A 15,125-nucleotide genomic window follows, 5' to 3' on the forward strand; every position below is an offset into this window, starting at 1 on the left:
CATCCGGATCAAAAGCAACGTCTCCCAACTTCTTTATTCGCCAGGTTGATTGAAGTTTTTAACTTTACTTCATCTAAATACCGGCATTATATGACAACAAAAGAAACCTTCACCCTGCATGGTGAAAATTTGCTTAAAAAAATAAAGGAACTAATAGCTGAAGGAAACATCAGGAAGATCACCATTTCTGATAAATCCGGGAAAGAACTGCTGTCTTTCCCGTTAACGATAGGAGTGGTAGGCGCTTTGCTGGCGCCCGTGTTTGCCGCTATTGGCGCATTGGCGGCTTTAATTGGCGAATGCTCCATTACGGTGGAAAGAGAGGAAGCCAAAGATGAAAACGAGCCCGGGCCTAAAGCTTAGGTTATTGAAAAGGGGTGCAAAAGCACCCCGAGAGTAGTATTATATATATATATATAACCGGCTTGCTGTTATTTAAAAAGTTCTTTAAAATCAGTCTTAAATTCCTGCCATTGCTTATCTGCCTTGTCCAGTGCTTTATCAACGCCTTGTTTGGTTTCTTCCCAGGCTTCTGCCGAACTATTTTTTATTTCTTCTAATTTTTTATCAAGATCAGCACGCGTGGCTTCCAGCTTTTTACGGGCCTCGGCACTTTTCTTATTGCTGTCTTTTTTAAGCGCTTCAATTTTTTCGTCTATTTCTTTTTTGCGGGCATTAATGGTTTCCGATGCTTTTTCTTTTTGTTCTTTGAGGTATGCGCCTGCGGTATCCGCTTTCATCTCAGCTCCTTCCCTGATATCTTCTGCACCTTCTTTTAATTTTTTATCTGCAGCATCATTATTGGTATTGTTGCAAGCCATAAACACCATCGCGGAAAGCAGGAAAAAATATTTTTTCATCATCGTGTTTTTAGTTTAAGAATGAAAGGTTTAAAACTGCTGTTTTCGGAAGACAAACATCGTTCCAAATTAAAAAGAAATTACCGTTTGGCAGAGGGTCGTTGTTTCGTCAGCATGCCTTGGATGAATTATTGTTCATGAAAATGTTGAGCTAATCAAACGAAATCGCATTATCCCCTTTCTTTAAAAGCGTTTTCAATACTTTGGTTCCATAACGGATGCTGTGTGTTCCTGCTTTGTCGGCAGTAACGATAAGCTGCGTTAGTTTACCCGATTGCCAGCTTATAGTTATGGTATAACCACCCCTTGCACGCAGCCCTTTTATATTTCCGCTTGACCAGGAGGAGGGGAGTGCCGGTAGTATCTGTATCTCATCGTTTTGTGATTGCAATAGCATTTCGGCGATCCCCGCTGCACCGCCAAAATTACCGTCAATCTGAAAAGGCGGATGTGTACTTAACAGGCTGATCAGGGTACTGTTTTGGAGCAATGACTGCACCTGTTCACCGCATTTTTCACCATCCTGTAAACGGGCATAAAAGTTAATGATCCAGGCCTTGCTCCATCCCGTATGTCCGCCACCGTTAGCCAGCCGGCGTTCAATCGTTTTTTTAGCGGCGGTATATAAGTCTGGCGTTTGCGGCGATATAAGGTTCAGGGGATATAGTCCGAGCAAATGCGACATATGGCGGTGACCAGGTTCTGTTTCTTCAAAGTCTTCTATCCATTCCTGTATGGTACCGTTAGCGCCAATTTTAATGGGAGGAAGCTGCTGTTGTGCTGCTTTTACCTTATTCACGAGGTCGGCATCAGCATGCAGCAGCGTGGCGGCATTAACAAAATTATTGAACAGGCCGTGAATGATCTCTATATCTATAGTGCTGGCATAGCACAATTGTGAACTTTCTTTGCGGTTGGTGCCGGGTATAAAAAAAGAGTTTTCAGGCGAGTGGGAAGGATTGGTGACCAAATAACCCTTTGGAGACCGGATTAAGAAATCCAGTACAAATGCTACGGATCCTTTTATAACCGGGTAAGCAGTATTGCGCAGGTAATTTGTATCGCCAGTAAATTCGTAATGGCGGTACAGCGGAAATGTCATCCACGGGCCGGCCATGGGCGATACCCCCCAAACGCCGTCTGCTACACCGGTTCTGCCAAATGCATCGGTTAAATGATGCAGCGTCCATCCTTTGGCATCATACATCTCTTTGGCTGTAACCCCGCCGGGAACAGTAAGCTTTTCCATAAAATGCGCAAGGGGTATAGTGGTTTCAGAAAGATTACCGGTTTCCGCTGGCCAATAATTCATTTGCAGGTTAATATTGGTATGAAAGTCGGCATTCCAGGGCGCATTATACGCTTCATTCCAGATGCCCTGTAAATTTGCGGGCAGCCTTCCGGGCTTGCGCGATGAACCCATTAGCAGGTAACGGCCGTACTGGTAGTACAGTACAATAAGACCATGATCTGTTGTGCCGGACTTTACACGTTCCAGTCGTTCATTGGTGGGTATTGTCTTCAGTGCATTTTCATCTTCACCCAGCGTAAAGCTTACGCGGTCAAAAAATGACCGGTGATCTTTTACATGTACTTGTTTTAAAGTGGCGGCAGAAAGGCCGGCAGCCTTATTGATTTTTGTTTTGCAAACAGCCAATGGATCAATGGCAGCATCAAAATTTAATTTATCAAAATTATAATCAGTAGCACCCGTTACCAGCAGCACAATATTTTTTGCTGACTTTACCCGGTAGCCTGCAGATGAATCGGTTACCAGTGAACTCGTTTTCCCGTCAGTATGGATGATCTTCATAGTGCCTGAGAAACGCATGTGCTTTCCGCCCGGGCCTGCAAGGGAATCCTCTTCGTCTTCAATTTGCCCGCTGAACCAGGCCATATTTTCTTCACTTTTATATTCATGCGTATCCTGCTCACGCGAAAGGAAAAATTCCGTATCAAAAGGGCGGGTAGCGCTAATACTTACTACGATAACATCCTGCGGGGCAGAAGCATATACCTCCTGTACTATTTTATTGCCATCCACTATATATTCCGTTGCCGCTATGCCTGTATTAAGGGTTAAGGATCTTTTATATTGCTGCACTTTTTCTTTCCAGGCATAGTTAATAAAGAGGTTGCCCAGGGGTTGGTAAGAACGCACCCTTGGTGGTGTGCCTACAAGGTATTGGGTTGAAAGATCGAGCGCATCTTTATACGCTCCTTTAAATAAAGCCGCTTGTATTTGTGGCAAATGCGCTGATGCCCGGGGATTGTTGTTATTGATTTTACTTCCGGCCCACACGCTTTCTTCATTCAGTTGAATGCGCTCATGATCATATTTTCCAAATACCATGGCCCCTAAACGGCCATTGCCAATGGGCAGGGCATCTGTCCATTGTTTTGCCGGGCTGTTGTACCATAATTGCAGATCTTGCTGGGCTATACCGGGGAGTTGAGAGAAAAGCGCTGCAAAAATCAATAATTTTTTGAATGACATGTACATGATTTTAAAGGAGGTGAGCTATTCCTGTTGGTAAATATTTTAAGGAACAATATAATGAATTAATCAAACTACAGTATGGACGCCTGTAATAATAAAAGACCGCGGGATTGAAAAGCCGGTTTGCTTATTAAAATGTGGAAGAACTATTGACTAAGAAGTGGAAATACAGTGCGAATCCCAATACCGTATTGAAAATGGTAAGAAATAACCAGGCAGATAAATAGTTCCGTACCTGGTTACTGTAAAATGGAAGGATAATGTATTAACGTTACGTGAATTTTAGGAACAGGATGTATTTTGCTGATCAAAGTTTTAACAGTTGAATCAATTCACTTTTTTTCTCAGCTCCCAGCCTGCCATGATAGCTGCCGGTAATAGTAGTGCTGCCTGCATCTCTTATACCGCGTGAAGCGATGCACAAATGTTCGGCTTCAATAATAACAGCCACATCTTCTGTATGAAGCCTGGCTTTTAAAAAATCAGCGATTTCCGTAGTCAGGCGTTCCTGTACCTGTGGACGCCGGGAAAAATAATTGACCACCCTGTTGAGTTTAGATAATCCTGCTATTTTACCATTGGCAATATAGGCCACATGTGCCTTGCCAATGATTGGCACAAAATGATGTTCGCAATAGGAATATACCGGAATATTTTTTTCCAGTATGATCTCATTGTAGTTGTATTTTTTTTCAAAAAGGGTAACCTGCGGTTCATTTGCAGGGTCAAGGCCGCTGAATATTTCTTTTACATACATTTTGGCTACCCTGCCGGGTGTATCTTTCAAACTGTCATCGTCCATATCAAGTCCCAGTAAGCGCATGATCTTTTCAAAATGCTGTGCAATAAGTTTTATTTTGCTGTTTGCAGACAGATTTTGTGTCGAAATAACCTGCTCAAGCATATCTTCCATTTCCATTATTTGTGTTTTTGGCTTTTGATGATAGTGAGTTGCGACAGGGTATATGCGCCAATGGCCATTACCAGGTCGCGAACTGCTACATCAAAATATTGCCCGCTGATAATGAGTTGTAATGCAATGCAAATCAACCATATCATTACTATATAAGCGCCTTTAAGCGGGTTAACCAGTACGATGATCCCTGCAATAATTTCTATAATTCCCACTATTTTCATAAACAACATCGGATCTACCGGCAGCATGCTGGCATTGCGGCCTAAGTAATCCGCCCAGTTTGTGAGCAGATTGGTAAATTTGTCTAACCCCGCAACCACAGGCACGATGCCATACGTAATTTTTAATGTGTTTTGTAATTGATTGATCGTTGACATAATAATGTTTTTGTATACAGGTTAGATTCATAAGTGACGAAAGGGTTACAAAAATATTTTTGATAAAAATTGTAACGTTTTATTGTTTGCGTAATCTAATAAGCAAATGAATCATCAAGCCACTTTGCCGCCAGCCCAACTTTCCGATACGGAACTGGTAGACAGGATACTTGCCGGGGAGAAGCAATTTTTTGAATGGATCATGCGACGCTATAATCAACGCCTTTTTCGCGTGGGGGTAGCCATACTGGGCAATGATACGGAAGTAGAAGACGCTATGCAAAACGCATACATAAAAGCGTATCAGCATTTGAATAAGTTTGAGCAAAGAGCCTCATTAAGCACCTGGCTTGTAAAAATATTAATGAATGAATGCCTGGCGCAGAAAAATAAAAAAGCACGTTTCAAGCTCACAAATATTGAATATCATCCCGAAAATATGGGCAGTATGAAAACTCCCTCTAATATTTTAATGAACAAGGAGATGGGTATTGCGCTGGAAACGGCTATTGCGCAGCTTCCCGAAAAATACCGTCTTGTGTTTATGCTGAGGGAAATTGAAGAACTGCCTGTAAAGGAAACCGGGAATATACTTGGCATTGAGGAAGCGAACGTAAAAGTGCGCCTCAACCGTGCCAAAGCCATGCTGCGTCAAAACCTGGGCAATGGAATTAAAGAACATGTATACGCTTTTCACCTTACCCGTTGCGACCGCCTGGTAAACCACGTGCTGAATTGCATAGTGTAGCCTGTAATAATGTACGCTGTACTAAGCATAAAATACTCAATCAATTAAATTATTCTTCACTGCAAAAAATACAAGGCCGGCGGTATTTTTAACGTTGTATCTTTCCATCATCCTGTCTTTAATGGCTTCTACTGTACGGGGGCTGATCTCCATTTTTTGTGCGATTTCAGTGGCTGTAAACTCCATACACAATAGCCGCAGCACTTCTCTTTCTTTGTCGCTTATTACCACTTCATTGGTTAATGAAGGGATGGATTTCGTGCGGGCATGCGATTTTTTTAGCAATACCTTATTCACGAAATTGTTCAGGTAATAGCCCCGGGCCATTACTTCCACAATGGCTTTTTTAATTTCAGCCGGGTCGGCACTTTTGAGCAGGTAACCATTGGCGCCATTTTCCATAAGATGAGATACAAATCTTTCATCTTCATACATGGTAAGCACAATTACATGAAGGTTGGGATACTGTTTGCTTATTGTTTTCGTTGCCTCTATGCCGTCTTTAACCGGCATGCGCAGGTCCATGAGTACAACATCCGGTTCTGCCGCGGGCAAACCCATTAGCAGTTCCTCACCGTTTTCGGCCTCCAGTACAAATTTGATATTGGTATACTGCCGTAAGGAAAGGATCACACCTTTTCGGAATATTTTATGATCATCAGCAATAGCAACTTTAATGATACTCATGACTTAGCTTGGTTTTAACGATAAAGGATGAACTTTTTTACGTAATCATTTCATATTCCTCCACAGGAACTTCCAGGGTAACTTTATAATAGGTTTGCGACATATCTTTCTCAAAATCAATCTTGGCCTGCAATACCCGTGCCCTGCTTTGAATATTCTTTAGACCAAGACCCAGGGCGCTTTTGTTAAGCCTTTCTACATCTGCCTGTGTAATACCTCTTCCATCATGATGCAAACGAATGAAAAATTTGTCGGCATTATAATTTTGTGTGACATGGATAAAACTGGCATTACTGTGTTTTAAAATATTGTTTACCAGTTCCTGTATAACCCTAAACACCAGCAATTCCTGCTCTGGTCTTAGCCTTTGCCGGTAATCATGAAACCTGCTGCTGGCATTCATGCTGCCCGAGCCGGTGATCTTTTGGAACAAATCATTTACAGCAGACTCCAGTCCAAAGTTTTTTAAGGTGGGCGGCATCAGGCTGTGTGAAATGTTACGGATAAGCTGTATGGTATCATCAATGATCTGTTTGGCATTGTAAATGGCCTGTAACTGGGTATTAATGTCCTGTTTCACCAGGTTTTCATTTAAATACAAGCGGGCTGTAGCCAGTAAGGGCCCGGCATCATCATGCAAATCGGCGGCTATTCTTTGCCGCTCTTCTTCCTGCCACCTGATAGAAGCATTCAACAGTATTTTTTGCTGTTCTTCTTCCATTTCCTTCAACTGCAACTGGTACCGGATCACCCTGCGCTGGTGAAAGATAATAAAAAGCACCAACCCTATGGCAAGAGCCAGCATCCCCATAGTGCCAAAAAACAGCACACCGGAGATATTCAGCGGGTTGGATTGATTTTTTATCTGTAGGAGTATCATTGGTTCATCAACGTGAGTTTAGGGACAAAATTATTTTACTTTTTTTTATTCATTGTATAAGAAGATTTAACGGTCTTGTCGCTAATAAGCATGGCAGCACCAAACAGAAAATTTTTTATAACGTAAAGTGTTGAATGAATTAACTTATATTCCTGATTAAAATCCGGTTTATTTATATAATTCTGAGCATAAATAAATGGGAAAAAAGTACCTGCCGAATAAATAATAATTGCTACAACTACCCAAAACGCAGGTGAGGAGTATAAAAAAAGCGAGGTGGGGTCCTTTACCCTTTCAAAAAGATAGAAAATACAATAGAAAAAAAATAGCATTGCGGTAATGCCTGATGGAACAGAATCAAAAGAATTATTTGAAAAGGTGATCAGGGAGTAAATCAGGTATACAGCCATTAAAACTGATATAATGAGCATTCCTTTTTTAAAAATCCTGGATTCAATTATCCTGAAAAAAAATAAAGAGAATAATGAAAATTCAACAATAGTGGTTATTCGGCCAATTAAAAAGGAATATTGCCATAATTGCCTGTTGGATAAAATGAAGAAATTGACAAAAATGCTATATATAGCAATGAAAAAGACCACCCTTAACCCAATATTTTTTTTTGACTTTGCAAAGAAAATAAAGAGGATTAAGGGTAGCAGATCGGATAGAATAGCGATATTTCGCAGAACAGTTGTTATAATGGTATGTTTTTCCAAATATAACAACTATAGGGGGAAATTAAAAACTCCATTCAAACCAGCCTTCTCCTGGTTCAGGAGGTAAAAACTTATTAGCTACCATGCCGATTTCTTTAGACAGCGTGCCATTATCATTTACAACAGTATATTCCAGGATGGCTTTACCGCGGTTATCAACCCCTACAAAAACATAGGTTTGTTCGCTTTTGGCGTTAAGGGCTTTATACATGTTTATACCTATGCAATCGGGCTGTGCAAGTATTTTTTCAATAATATTACGTCCAACAAAATGGCAACTGTTTTCGCCAAAGCTGTCGTAATAGTCTTTTACCATTTTGGCTCCCATTTCAAAGCCGATGTGTTCGCCAATGTTTTCGTGTAAGCGTTGGTTTTGTTGTACAAGTACATCATTTTTTGTCATAGTTGTAAAGTTTTGTGGTTTAAGAAAAATAAGGATTGATGTATGTCAAAAATGAACGCTAACGAGCAGATTCCCAAGGGTCTGGAAAATGTTAATAACTAATTTTTATCCTGAAATATAGGTGGGGATTGAATTTGACGGAGAAACACGAATCTGTTTTCTGGGAAAATAAGGTAATTTTACTTTTGTAAATTAGTATTTTTACTATATTTTTAGACGTAAAATTTCCATTTTTGGGGAATGCAACTTCTTACAACCTGCTTTTGAGAATCAGGAAACAAGAAGATTTACTTCTGTAAGGGAATGTTTAATTGGTAAGGAGTAAAAGAAAATAAAAATAAAAAAACCAGTTTAAAATTAGGTTAATGGATTTAAAACGGGGCCTTATATAATTTGTTTAAAAAAAATGAAAGTTGATTGGACATTGGATTTTGCGTTTGGTTCTTCACAGACATTGGAATAAATTATTGGACGGTTTCAGGACATTGGATTCATTTGAGGTTGCTGAATCCCCGCCAATCAACTTCAAAACAAATGTAAGACAGCCTCTTTTCTTTTACAAGAGCAGTTTTGCTCTTTTTGTTTCTTTCGGTAAATACTTAATGATTGATTGTTATACTTGGGCTGTGCACGTGGAATAAATTAGGACACCCGTATTTTAACTAAGTGCAATTACTATAGTATAGTTCTTGTGATTTACGAAGTTTGCAAGTAATTTAATTCAGTATCAGGCGTTAATAAAAAGTAACTTATACCAATTTAATATCCCATGGCGATAACCAACAATTATGAGATTAAAGTAGCTATTGCTGATGATCATAAAATTTTCAGGGATGGTATAAAAATGGCCATGGGCGGTAAGAATTATCTTAAGATAATTTGGGAAGCGGAAAATGGAAAGGATCTGATGCACAAAATGAAAATTAAAATGCCGGATGTGCTGCTGATGGACATCCGAATGCCCGAAATGGATGGGGTAAACGCCATTTCACTGATCAGAAAGGAGTATGAAGTTGTAAAGATTATTGTGCTTACCATGTACGATGACCAGGAAATGATCTCTAAAATGATGGAAATGGGAGCCAATGCCTATCTCACCAAAACTACCGACCCTGAAGAAATATATAACGCCATATTAACCTGCATGAATGATGATTTTTACTTTAATGATCTTGTAAACAAAGCTGTTTTATTAAAGCTTCAGCATAAAAAGCAGGTAAAGCAGTATTATCCCAATCCTGTTAAATTCAATGAAAAAGAGTTAAAAATATTGAAATTGATCTCAGAAGATAAAACAACAGAGGAAATATCGAAAGAAGTATATCTCAGTCCGCGTACCATTGAAACTGTAAGACAAAACATGAAAACCAAGGTGGGTGCTAAAACCATAGCCGGGTTGGTCATGTATGGAATGCGTAACAGGTTGATTGATTGATACTTGAGGAAATACAAATTTTGGGGAGGGAAGGGATGAGTAAATTTACGGTAAGTTTAATTGAGTACTTATACAATAGTAGTTTTCCTTTTTTGTTATAAAATTGCACATATACTTAAACCTGCACCTTAAAGAAAGAAAGTAAAAGAAATATTTGAATGAAAATCCAGGATTCCGAAGCCAGCCTTAAAGTAATTATAGCCGATGATCATGTTTTGTTCAGGGCCGGCGTAAAAACAGCACTAAGCCTTAAAAAAGACATCCGTATAATAGGTGAGGCAGATAATGGCCAGCAGTTATTGCATCTTCTCAAACATCTTCAACCCGATGTTATTTTGCTGGATATTCAAATGCCGATAATGGATGGTATTACCGCACTTCCGGAAATAAAAAAATTATATCCCGAAATCAGGATTATCATGCTAACCATGCATAATGATCATTCTATGATTTCCAGGCTAATGGAATTGGGTGCCAACGCCTACCTTACCAAAAATTCGGATTCTGAAGTCATTTACGAGGCTATTAAAACCTGTTATACCAACGAATATTATTTTAATGATCTCACCAATAAAGCGCTTCTTGACGGGCTGCGTACCAAGCGTAATGCAGATACTTTTGCTCCTGCAGAAATAAAATTAAGCGACAAGGAAAAGCACATATTAAAGTTAATGTGCGAGGAAAAAAGTACGAAAGAGATCGCTGATATGGTAGATCTCAGTCCGCGTACAGTTGAAGCAATAAGAGATAAGCTCAAATCTAAAACGGGCGTAAAATCAATGGCCGGACTGGTAATATATGCTATTAAGTCTGGTATCATTGAGAATAAGTAATTTTATCTTTTTTTGGATACTTACTTAATTGCTTTGTAGTATGCCTGGTTATTTTGTTCATAATGGTCAGCTTTTCCGGGAAGGGAAAGCCGTTATTTCCCCTGATAACCGTTCTTTCAGGTACGGCGATGGGCTATTTGAAACCATACGCATCATTAACGGTAATATCCTGCTGAAGGAATTACATTTCGAAAGATTATTGCGGGGCATGAAGTTGCTGCAATTTGATATTCCTGAATTTTTTACCGCAGCTCAGCTTGAAGAGGATATTATATCGCTGTGCACAAAGAACAGGATAGAAAAAGCCGCTGTTATACGACTGGTGGTATTTCGCAGTGATGGCGGAATATACGACCTGGAAGATATGCGCCCCAATTATATTATACAGGGGATGGCTTTGCAACGATATCCGGCAGTGCCCGATGACAATGGCGGGCTTGTTGTGGATGTGTATCCCGATGCATCAAAGGCATGCAATATTTTTTCTGAGGTTAAGTCTAATAATTTTTTGCTGTATGTGATGGGTGCAATGTACGCACGGCAAAAAGGATTGGGCGATTGCTTTATTCTGAACCAGTACGGGCGGATAGCTGATGCTACCGTGGCTAATATTTTTTGGATTAAGAACGAGCAAATACATACACCTCCGTTATCGGAAGGGGGTATAGCGGGTGTTACCCGTAAATTTTTGCTGCAAAAACTTCCAGGTGCTGGTTATACGGTAAATGAAAAAGCATTAAAGGTGGATGATATTTTATCGGCCGATGAAATATTTCTCACAAATGCAGTGAGGGGCATCCGCATCGTGGGTAAATTCAGAGATCAAAGCTATTCATCCACCATCACCAAAGAAGTTCGTCGCCTGCTGATGGATGAATGGACCTGAGACCGGTTATTCAATTTGTTGTGGATTCCGCACTGCGGCAACCGTGTAGCTTTTGTATTCTTTTATCCAGTGCCATAAGCCAAATGCAGCAATTAAAGTAAATATAAAATACTCCACACTGTAAAACTTTACTCCTTTTATAAAATAAAGGCAGGCGGCCACCATATCCACCAGTATCCATATTATCCAGCATTCGATCTTTTTCTGTATCATGTAAAAAGTGGTTACAATACTCATTACTGTAATAAATGAATCAACATATGGATATGCACTGGGTAAGGCAAAAGCAGTGGGAAACCAATGATGCAGGTTGCTGGCTAAACTTCCCAGGATAAAAGTGCCGGCAATGCCCACAATTACTGTTAACAGGATCTGACCCTTTTTCATATAGCTCACTTTCAGTTCCTGCTTCCGGTCTTCTTCTCCCGGTTTGGGGTTATCCCAGCGCCACCACCCCAGGATATTGGTTACAAAAAAAAAGGCTTGTAAAAACATATCGGGGTAAAGCTGTACCTGGTAATAAAGCAAAAAGGCCAAAACAACATTAACAATGCCAACCGGCCAGCTCCAGATATTGGCCTTTGCCGAAAGCCACACTGCAAGCAAACCAAATGCCACTCCAAAAAATTCTATATAGCTCATGGAATAGCCGAGCACCTTAAAAAATTCGGTGTTAACATTAAAGAGATGGTTCACGCGCAGTAATATTTTATAGGTGGTTAGATTTTTATAAAGATATCATTCACTCCTGTTGATACATTCTTTCCCTGTTCGTATATTTCAATGAATCGCTCCACGGCCATCCTGCCGTTTGCTCCCAAATCCAAAGAATAATCATTTACATACAGGTCAATATGCTGTCGCATGATGGCTTCCTCCATTTCCTGTGCATGTTGAATAACATAAGGGGGCAGTAAAGGATAATTATTGAATGCATACTCAATACTTTTTCGGATCAATGTGTTGATCTTTACCTGTAATGCCGGGCTAAAATTTCTGCGCATAACAATGCCGCCTAACGGAATGGGATAACCGGTTTGTTTCTCCCAGTATTCACCCAGGTCCATTAGCTTTATCAACCCCTTTTTTTGATAGGTAAAGCGATTCTCATGAATAATTACACCGGCTGTTTTGCCTGCCGGATGAGGGCTGTTCAGGACGAAGTCTTCAATTTCACTGAAAACCTTAAATATTTTTTTCTTTGCATTGGGAAAGGCCAATGAAAAAAGCAAATGAGCTGTAGTGTTTTCTCCCGGGATAGCTATTGTATAATCATTTATGTTGGGATAATCTTTACCGGGTGCGGCAGGCTGAGCGGATATTAATAGCGGCCCAACGCCCTTTCCAAGTGCGCCGCCGCTTTGCAGTACCCTATAATGTTGCAGCATCAGGGGCAATGCGCCATAGCTTACCTTGGTCAAATCCAATTTGCCTTCCATTGCCCACCGGTTAAGGGTTTGTACATCTTCCAGCAGTACCTCAAAATTCAGCCCTTCTGTATCAATTTTGTGATTGACCAATGCATCAAAAATAAAGGTATCGTTGGGACATGGAGAAAATCCAAGTGTAAGTTTCATCTGTAGTGTGGTCTTAAATTAACTTTTGCTCAGCTCAGGAGCTGATGTATCAATAAAATCAGTTCGCGGTTTAAATGATCAACAGCTTCTTCCATCCGCCACTTTGTTTTATCTCTTTCGCCAACAAAATTGGAAACGGATCTTAACTGGATAAACGGAATGGCCTCCTGCAGGCAAACATAATGCAAAGCGGCGCCTTCCATAGATTCAATCATCACACCATACTTTTCTATAAGTTGCTGCATCCTTGTGGCATCTGTGGTTATTTCATTAATGCTTACGCCTCTTACCGCGGGCAGTTTTATTTTTTCCAATACCTGCCGGTGGGGGTTTACCAGCATTTTTCCTGAGAAAGGGAATATATTTTCTTCTGCCAGGTTCAGATCAAAAATATCATTGAAGCCGTTGTCTTCTTCTACTCCCAGATCCCCCATTACTTCTTCGCGGATAATAACAACAGAACCCGGCGGATAAAAGGGATGCAGGCTGCCGCCAATGCCTGCCTGGATAACGATGTTGGGTTTGGTTTTACTTAGATGCTTGGTAAGCGTATATGCGGTATTCAACAAACCCGCGCCTGTTATCAGGATACTGGTATTACAGTTTTTGCGGTAATACATTTTTTCGGCGAGATATTCCCTGGTGATTTGAATTTCGCCCGGGGTAGCCGCTGTTAGCAGGATATTCATTATGCAAATGTCTGCATTTCAGTAATGCAATATGAGCATAATGCGGAGTTTTTACCGGGCTTGCCTGCTATGTCCTAACTTTGCCAAAATTTTTGAAGCTATGGTGTATCTCACCCGTGTGGAGCATTTTAATGCGGCTCATAAGTTATTTAATCCTGCCTGGAGCAGGCAAAAGAATGAAGATGTATTTGGTAAATGCGCTAATGAGAACTGGCATGGCCATAATTATGAATTATATGTAACCATTAAGGGGCAGCCCGACCCTGAAACCGGCTTTGTGCTTGATGTTAAAAAATTAAGCGAAATCATTAAAGAGCAGGTACTGGAAAAATTAGATCATCTTAACCTGAATGTGGATGTAGATTTTATGCAGGGTAAAATGTGTTCAACCGAAAACCTGGCAATAGCCATATGGGAACAGTTAGAACAATTTCTTCCGGAAAGTGTACAATTGCATTGCGTTAAATTGTATGAAACCCCACGGATATTTGTAGAATACTATGGAAAATAAATGTATATGAATAAAAAAAAAGTAGCGGTATTCCGGAAAGAGCATTTTAATGCAGCTCACCGTTTGTATAATCCTGATTGGGATGATGCGACCAATTTCCGGATATTTGGCAAATGCAGTAACCCGCATTATCACGGCCATAATTATGAGCTGGAAGTAAAGGTAACCGGGGAACCGCAGGCAGATACGGGATTTGTGATGGATATGAAAGTGCTTTCTGACCTTATTCAGCAATACGTAGTGGAACGCTTCGATCACAAAAATCTGAATCTTGATACCGTTGAATTCAAAAACCTTAACCCCACCGCAGAAAATATTGCGGTGGTGATCTATGACCTGTTGCGGCCTCATGTTAACGAAAAGCAGGACCTTCGGATAAGGTTATATGAAACACCACGGAATTTTGTTGAATACCCTGCGTGAGCTTCAATGTATTTTTGATTGAAATTTTTAAATTAAGATATGGGATATAAAAAGGTTGAGCAGTACGATGAAGAATCTACTTCATTATTGACAGAAAATTACAAAAGAACATTGGCATTATTGGGAGAGAACCCGCAAAGAGAAGGATTGTTAAAAACACCCGAGCGCATGGCAAAAGCCATACAATACCTTACACAGGGCTATAGCATGAACGCTGAGCATATTCTTAATTCTGCCAAGTTTCATGAGCCGATCAGCGAAATGATCATAGTAAAGGATATTGAAATATACAGCATGTGCGAACATCATATGCTGCCTTTTTTTGGTAAAGCGCATGTTGCCTATATACCCAATGGCTGGATAACCGGACTGAGTAAAATTGCAAGGGTTGTAGATGTATATGCCCGCCGCCTGCAGGTGCAGGAAAGACTGACTACACAAATTCTGGATGCTATTAAAACCGCCCTGCAGCCTTTGGGCGTGGCCGTGGTTATTGAAGCTTCTCATTTGTGCATGATGATGAGAGGGGTTCAAAAACAAAATTCTGTAACCACCACATCGGCATTTTTTGGTGAGTTCGAAAAAAACGAAACCCGCAGCGAATTCATCAGGCTGATAGGTTCAACGCTGCATTAAATCTGCATTTTGGTAAATTATAAACCAGGAACTTTCTTGTGATGC

At 40.3% G+C, this 15,125-nt stretch carries 19 protein-coding genes; 9 read left to right on the forward strand and 10 right to left on the reverse strand.

Annotation, left to right across the window (positions count from 1 at the left end):
• Window positions 1–90 precede the first annotated feature (90 nt).
• Window positions 91–363, forward strand: coding sequence for a DUF4342 domain-containing protein (locus tag FRX45_RS13935; RefSeq protein ID WP_152269048.1), 273 nt, complete (start codon window positions 91–93; stop codon window positions 361–363).
• Between the two features lie 68 nt (window positions 364–431).
• Here FRX45_RS13935 and FRX45_RS13940 read toward each other — a convergent pair whose 3' ends face one another.
• From FRX45_RS13940 to FRX45_RS13955, 4 genes are all read right to left on the reverse strand, one after another.
• Window positions 432–863: a hypothetical protein gene (locus FRX45_RS13940; protein ID WP_152269049.1), complete on the reverse strand. Its 432-nt coding sequence runs from the start codon at window positions 861–863 to the stop codon at window positions 432–434.
• A 148-nt stretch (window positions 864–1,011) separates the two neighbouring features.
• Window positions 1,012–3,357, reverse strand: a complete 2,346-nt coding sequence (locus tag FRX45_RS13945) for a glycoside hydrolase family 95 protein (protein WP_193311700.1) — start codon at window positions 3,355–3,357, stop codon at window positions 1,012–1,014.
• Between the two features lie 310 nt (window positions 3,358–3,667).
• Window positions 3,668–4,273, reverse strand: a complete 606-nt coding sequence (gene folE / locus FRX45_RS13950) for a GTP cyclohydrolase I FolE (RefSeq protein WP_226805377.1) — start codon at window positions 4,271–4,273, stop codon at window positions 3,668–3,670.
• A 5-nt stretch (window positions 4,274–4,278) separates the two neighbouring features.
• A complete protein-coding gene (locus FRX45_RS13955) occupies window positions 4,279–4,653 on the reverse strand; it encodes a hypothetical protein (RefSeq protein WP_152269052.1) in 375 nt (124 codons plus the stop codon).
• A 106-nt stretch (window positions 4,654–4,759) separates the two neighbouring features.
• Between FRX45_RS13955 and FRX45_RS13960 the strand changes: the two genes are divergently transcribed.
• A complete protein-coding gene (locus FRX45_RS13960; RefSeq protein ID WP_152269053.1) occupies window positions 4,760–5,401 on the forward strand; it encodes an RNA polymerase sigma factor in 642 nt (213 codons plus the stop codon).
• A gap of 36 nt (window positions 5,402–5,437) precedes the next feature.
• On the opposite strand, the gene FRX45_RS13965 is transcribed toward FRX45_RS13960, so the two are convergent.
• Together FRX45_RS13965 and FRX45_RS13970 are read right to left on the reverse strand one after the other, a co-directional pair.
• Window positions 5,438–6,088 carry a response regulator transcription factor gene (locus tag FRX45_RS13965; protein ID WP_152269054.1) on the reverse strand — a complete coding sequence of 217 codons (651 nt, stop codon included), beginning with the start codon at window positions 6,086–6,088 and terminating at the stop codon, window positions 5,438–5,440.
• Between the two features lie 37 nt (window positions 6,089–6,125).
• Window positions 6,126–6,968, reverse strand: coding sequence for a sensor histidine kinase (locus FRX45_RS13970; protein WP_152269055.1), 843 nt, complete (start codon window positions 6,966–6,968; stop codon window positions 6,126–6,128).
• 423 nt (window positions 6,969–7,391) lie between these two features.
• On the opposite strand from FRX45_RS13970, the gene FRX45_RS13975 reads away from it, so the two are divergent.
• Window positions 7,392–7,754 (forward strand): hypothetical protein, encoded by a 363-nt coding sequence (locus FRX45_RS13975; RefSeq protein WP_152269056.1) that lies wholly within the window; start codon window positions 7,392–7,394, stop codon window positions 7,752–7,754.
• Here the strand turns inward: FRX45_RS13975 and FRX45_RS13980 are convergent.
• Window positions 7,710–8,090: a hypothetical protein gene (locus tag FRX45_RS13980; RefSeq protein ID WP_152269057.1), complete on the reverse strand. Its 381-nt coding sequence runs from the start codon at window positions 8,088–8,090 to the stop codon at window positions 7,710–7,712. The genes FRX45_RS13975 and FRX45_RS13980 overlap by 45 nt on opposite strands.
• A gap of 769 nt (window positions 8,091–8,859) precedes the next feature.
• On the opposite strand from FRX45_RS13980, the gene FRX45_RS13985 reads away from it, so the two are divergent.
• From FRX45_RS13985 to FRX45_RS13995, 3 genes are all read left to right on the forward strand, one after another.
• Entirely contained in the window at window positions 8,860–9,525 is a 666-nt protein-coding gene (locus FRX45_RS13985; RefSeq protein ID WP_152269058.1) for a response regulator transcription factor, read from the forward strand.
• Window positions 9,526–9,683: 158 nt separating this feature from the next.
• Window positions 9,684–10,358, forward strand: coding sequence for a response regulator transcription factor (locus FRX45_RS13990; protein ID WP_152269059.1), 675 nt, complete (start codon window positions 9,684–9,686; stop codon window positions 10,356–10,358).
• Window positions 10,359–10,398: 40 nt separating this feature from the next.
• Window positions 10,399–11,244 carry an aminotransferase class IV gene (locus tag FRX45_RS13995; protein WP_152269060.1) on the forward strand — a complete coding sequence of 282 codons (846 nt, stop codon included), beginning with the start codon at window positions 10,399–10,401 and terminating at the stop codon, window positions 11,242–11,244.
• Window positions 11,245–11,250: 6 nt separating this feature from the next.
• Here FRX45_RS13995 and pnuC read toward each other — a convergent pair whose 3' ends face one another.
• From pnuC to mqnB, 3 genes are read right to left on the reverse strand one after another with little or no spacing between them, the layout of a single operon-like run.
• Complete coding sequence (pnuC, locus tag FRX45_RS14000; protein WP_226805379.1) at window positions 11,251–11,940, reverse strand: nicotinamide riboside transporter PnuC; 690 nt, start codon at window positions 11,938–11,940, stop codon at window positions 11,251–11,253.
• A gap of 23 nt (window positions 11,941–11,963) precedes the next feature.
• Entirely contained in the window at window positions 11,964–12,821 is an 858-nt protein-coding gene (locus tag FRX45_RS14005) for a 1,4-dihydroxy-6-naphthoate synthase (protein WP_152269061.1), read from the reverse strand.
• A gap of 29 nt (window positions 12,822–12,850) precedes the next feature.
• Window positions 12,851–13,510, reverse strand: coding sequence for a futalosine hydrolase (gene mqnB / locus FRX45_RS14010; protein ID WP_152269062.1), 660 nt, complete (start codon window positions 13,508–13,510; stop codon window positions 12,851–12,853).
• Window positions 13,511–13,610: 100 nt separating this feature from the next.
• Between mqnB and FRX45_RS14015 the strand changes: the two genes are divergently transcribed.
• The 3 genes from FRX45_RS14015 to folE (FRX45_RS14025) are packed head-to-tail and all read left to right on the forward strand — an operon-like array spanning window position 13,611 to window position 15,080.
• Window positions 13,611–14,021: a 6-pyruvoyl trahydropterin synthase family protein gene (locus tag FRX45_RS14015; protein WP_152269063.1), complete on the forward strand. Its 411-nt coding sequence runs from the start codon at window positions 13,611–13,613 to the stop codon at window positions 14,019–14,021.
• Between the two features lie 6 nt (window positions 14,022–14,027).
• Window positions 14,028–14,444: a 6-pyruvoyl trahydropterin synthase family protein gene (locus tag FRX45_RS14020; RefSeq protein WP_152269064.1), complete on the forward strand. Its 417-nt coding sequence runs from the start codon at window positions 14,028–14,030 to the stop codon at window positions 14,442–14,444.
• 39 nt (window positions 14,445–14,483) lie between these two features.
• Window positions 14,484–15,080, forward strand: a complete 597-nt coding sequence (gene folE, locus FRX45_RS14025) for a GTP cyclohydrolase I FolE (RefSeq protein WP_152269065.1) — start codon at window positions 14,484–14,486, stop codon at window positions 15,078–15,080.
• Window positions 15,081–15,125 lie beyond the last annotated feature (45 nt).

Source organism: Agriterribacter humi (genome assembly GCF_009192765.1).
In the GTDB taxonomy this organism is placed as follows: Bacteria; Bacteroidota; Bacteroidia; order Chitinophagales; family Chitinophagaceae; genus Agriterribacter; species Agriterribacter humi.

Coding starts and splice junctions, on each gene's coding strand:
- mqnB (WP_152269062.1), bottom strand. CDS start 13,510: ATGAATATCCTGCTAACAGCGGCTACCCCGGGCGAAATTCAAATCACC.
- FRX45_RS14020 (WP_152269064.1), top strand. CDS start 14,028: ATGAATAAAAAAAAAGTAGCGGTATTCCGGAAAGAGCATTTTAATGCA.
- folE (WP_226805377.1), bottom strand. CDS start 4,273: ATGGAAGATATGCTTGAGCAGGTTATTTCGACACAAAATCTGTCTGCA.
- FRX45_RS13975 (WP_152269056.1), top strand. CDS start 7,392: ATGAGCATTCCTTTTTTAAAAATCCTGGATTCAATTATCCTGAAAAAA.
- FRX45_RS13965 (WP_152269054.1), bottom strand. CDS start 6,088: ATGAGTATCATTAAAGTTGCTATTGCTGATGATCATAAAATATTCCGA.
- FRX45_RS13990 (WP_152269059.1), top strand. CDS start 9,684: ATGAAAATCCAGGATTCCGAAGCCAGCCTTAAAGTAATTATAGCCGAT.
- FRX45_RS13940 (WP_152269049.1), bottom strand. CDS start 863: ATGATGAAAAAATATTTTTTCCTGCTTTCCGCGATGGTGTTTATGGCT.
- FRX45_RS13995 (WP_152269060.1), top strand. CDS start 10,399: ATGCCTGGTTATTTTGTTCATAATGGTCAGCTTTTCCGGGAAGGGAAA.
- FRX45_RS13960 (WP_152269053.1), top strand. CDS start 4,760: ATGAATCATCAAGCCACTTTGCCGCCAGCCCAACTTTCCGATACGGAA.
- FRX45_RS13945 (WP_193311700.1), bottom strand. CDS start 3,357: ATGTCATTCAAAAAATTATTGATTTTTGCAGCGCTTTTCTCTCAACTC.
- FRX45_RS14015 (WP_152269063.1), top strand. CDS start 13,611: ATGGTGTATCTCACCCGTGTGGAGCATTTTAATGCGGCTCATAAGTTA.
- FRX45_RS13935 (WP_152269048.1), top strand. CDS start 91: ATGACAACAAAAGAAACCTTCACCCTGCATGGTGAAAATTTGCTTAAA.
- folE (WP_152269065.1), top strand. CDS start 14,484: ATGGGATATAAAAAGGTTGAGCAGTACGATGAAGAATCTACTTCATTA.
- FRX45_RS13980 (WP_152269057.1), bottom strand. CDS start 8,090: ATGACAAAAAATGATGTACTTGTACAACAAAACCAACGCTTACACGAA.
- FRX45_RS14005 (WP_152269061.1), bottom strand. CDS start 12,821: ATGAAACTTACACTTGGATTTTCTCCATGTCCCAACGATACCTTTATT.
- FRX45_RS13985 (WP_152269058.1), top strand. CDS start 8,860: ATGGCGATAACCAACAATTATGAGATTAAAGTAGCTATTGCTGATGAT.
- FRX45_RS13955 (WP_152269052.1), bottom strand. CDS start 4,653: ATGTCAACGATCAATCAATTACAAAACACATTAAAAATTACGTATGGC.
- FRX45_RS13970 (WP_152269055.1), bottom strand. CDS start 6,968: ATGATACTCCTACAGATAAAAAATCAATCCAACCCGCTGAATATCTCC.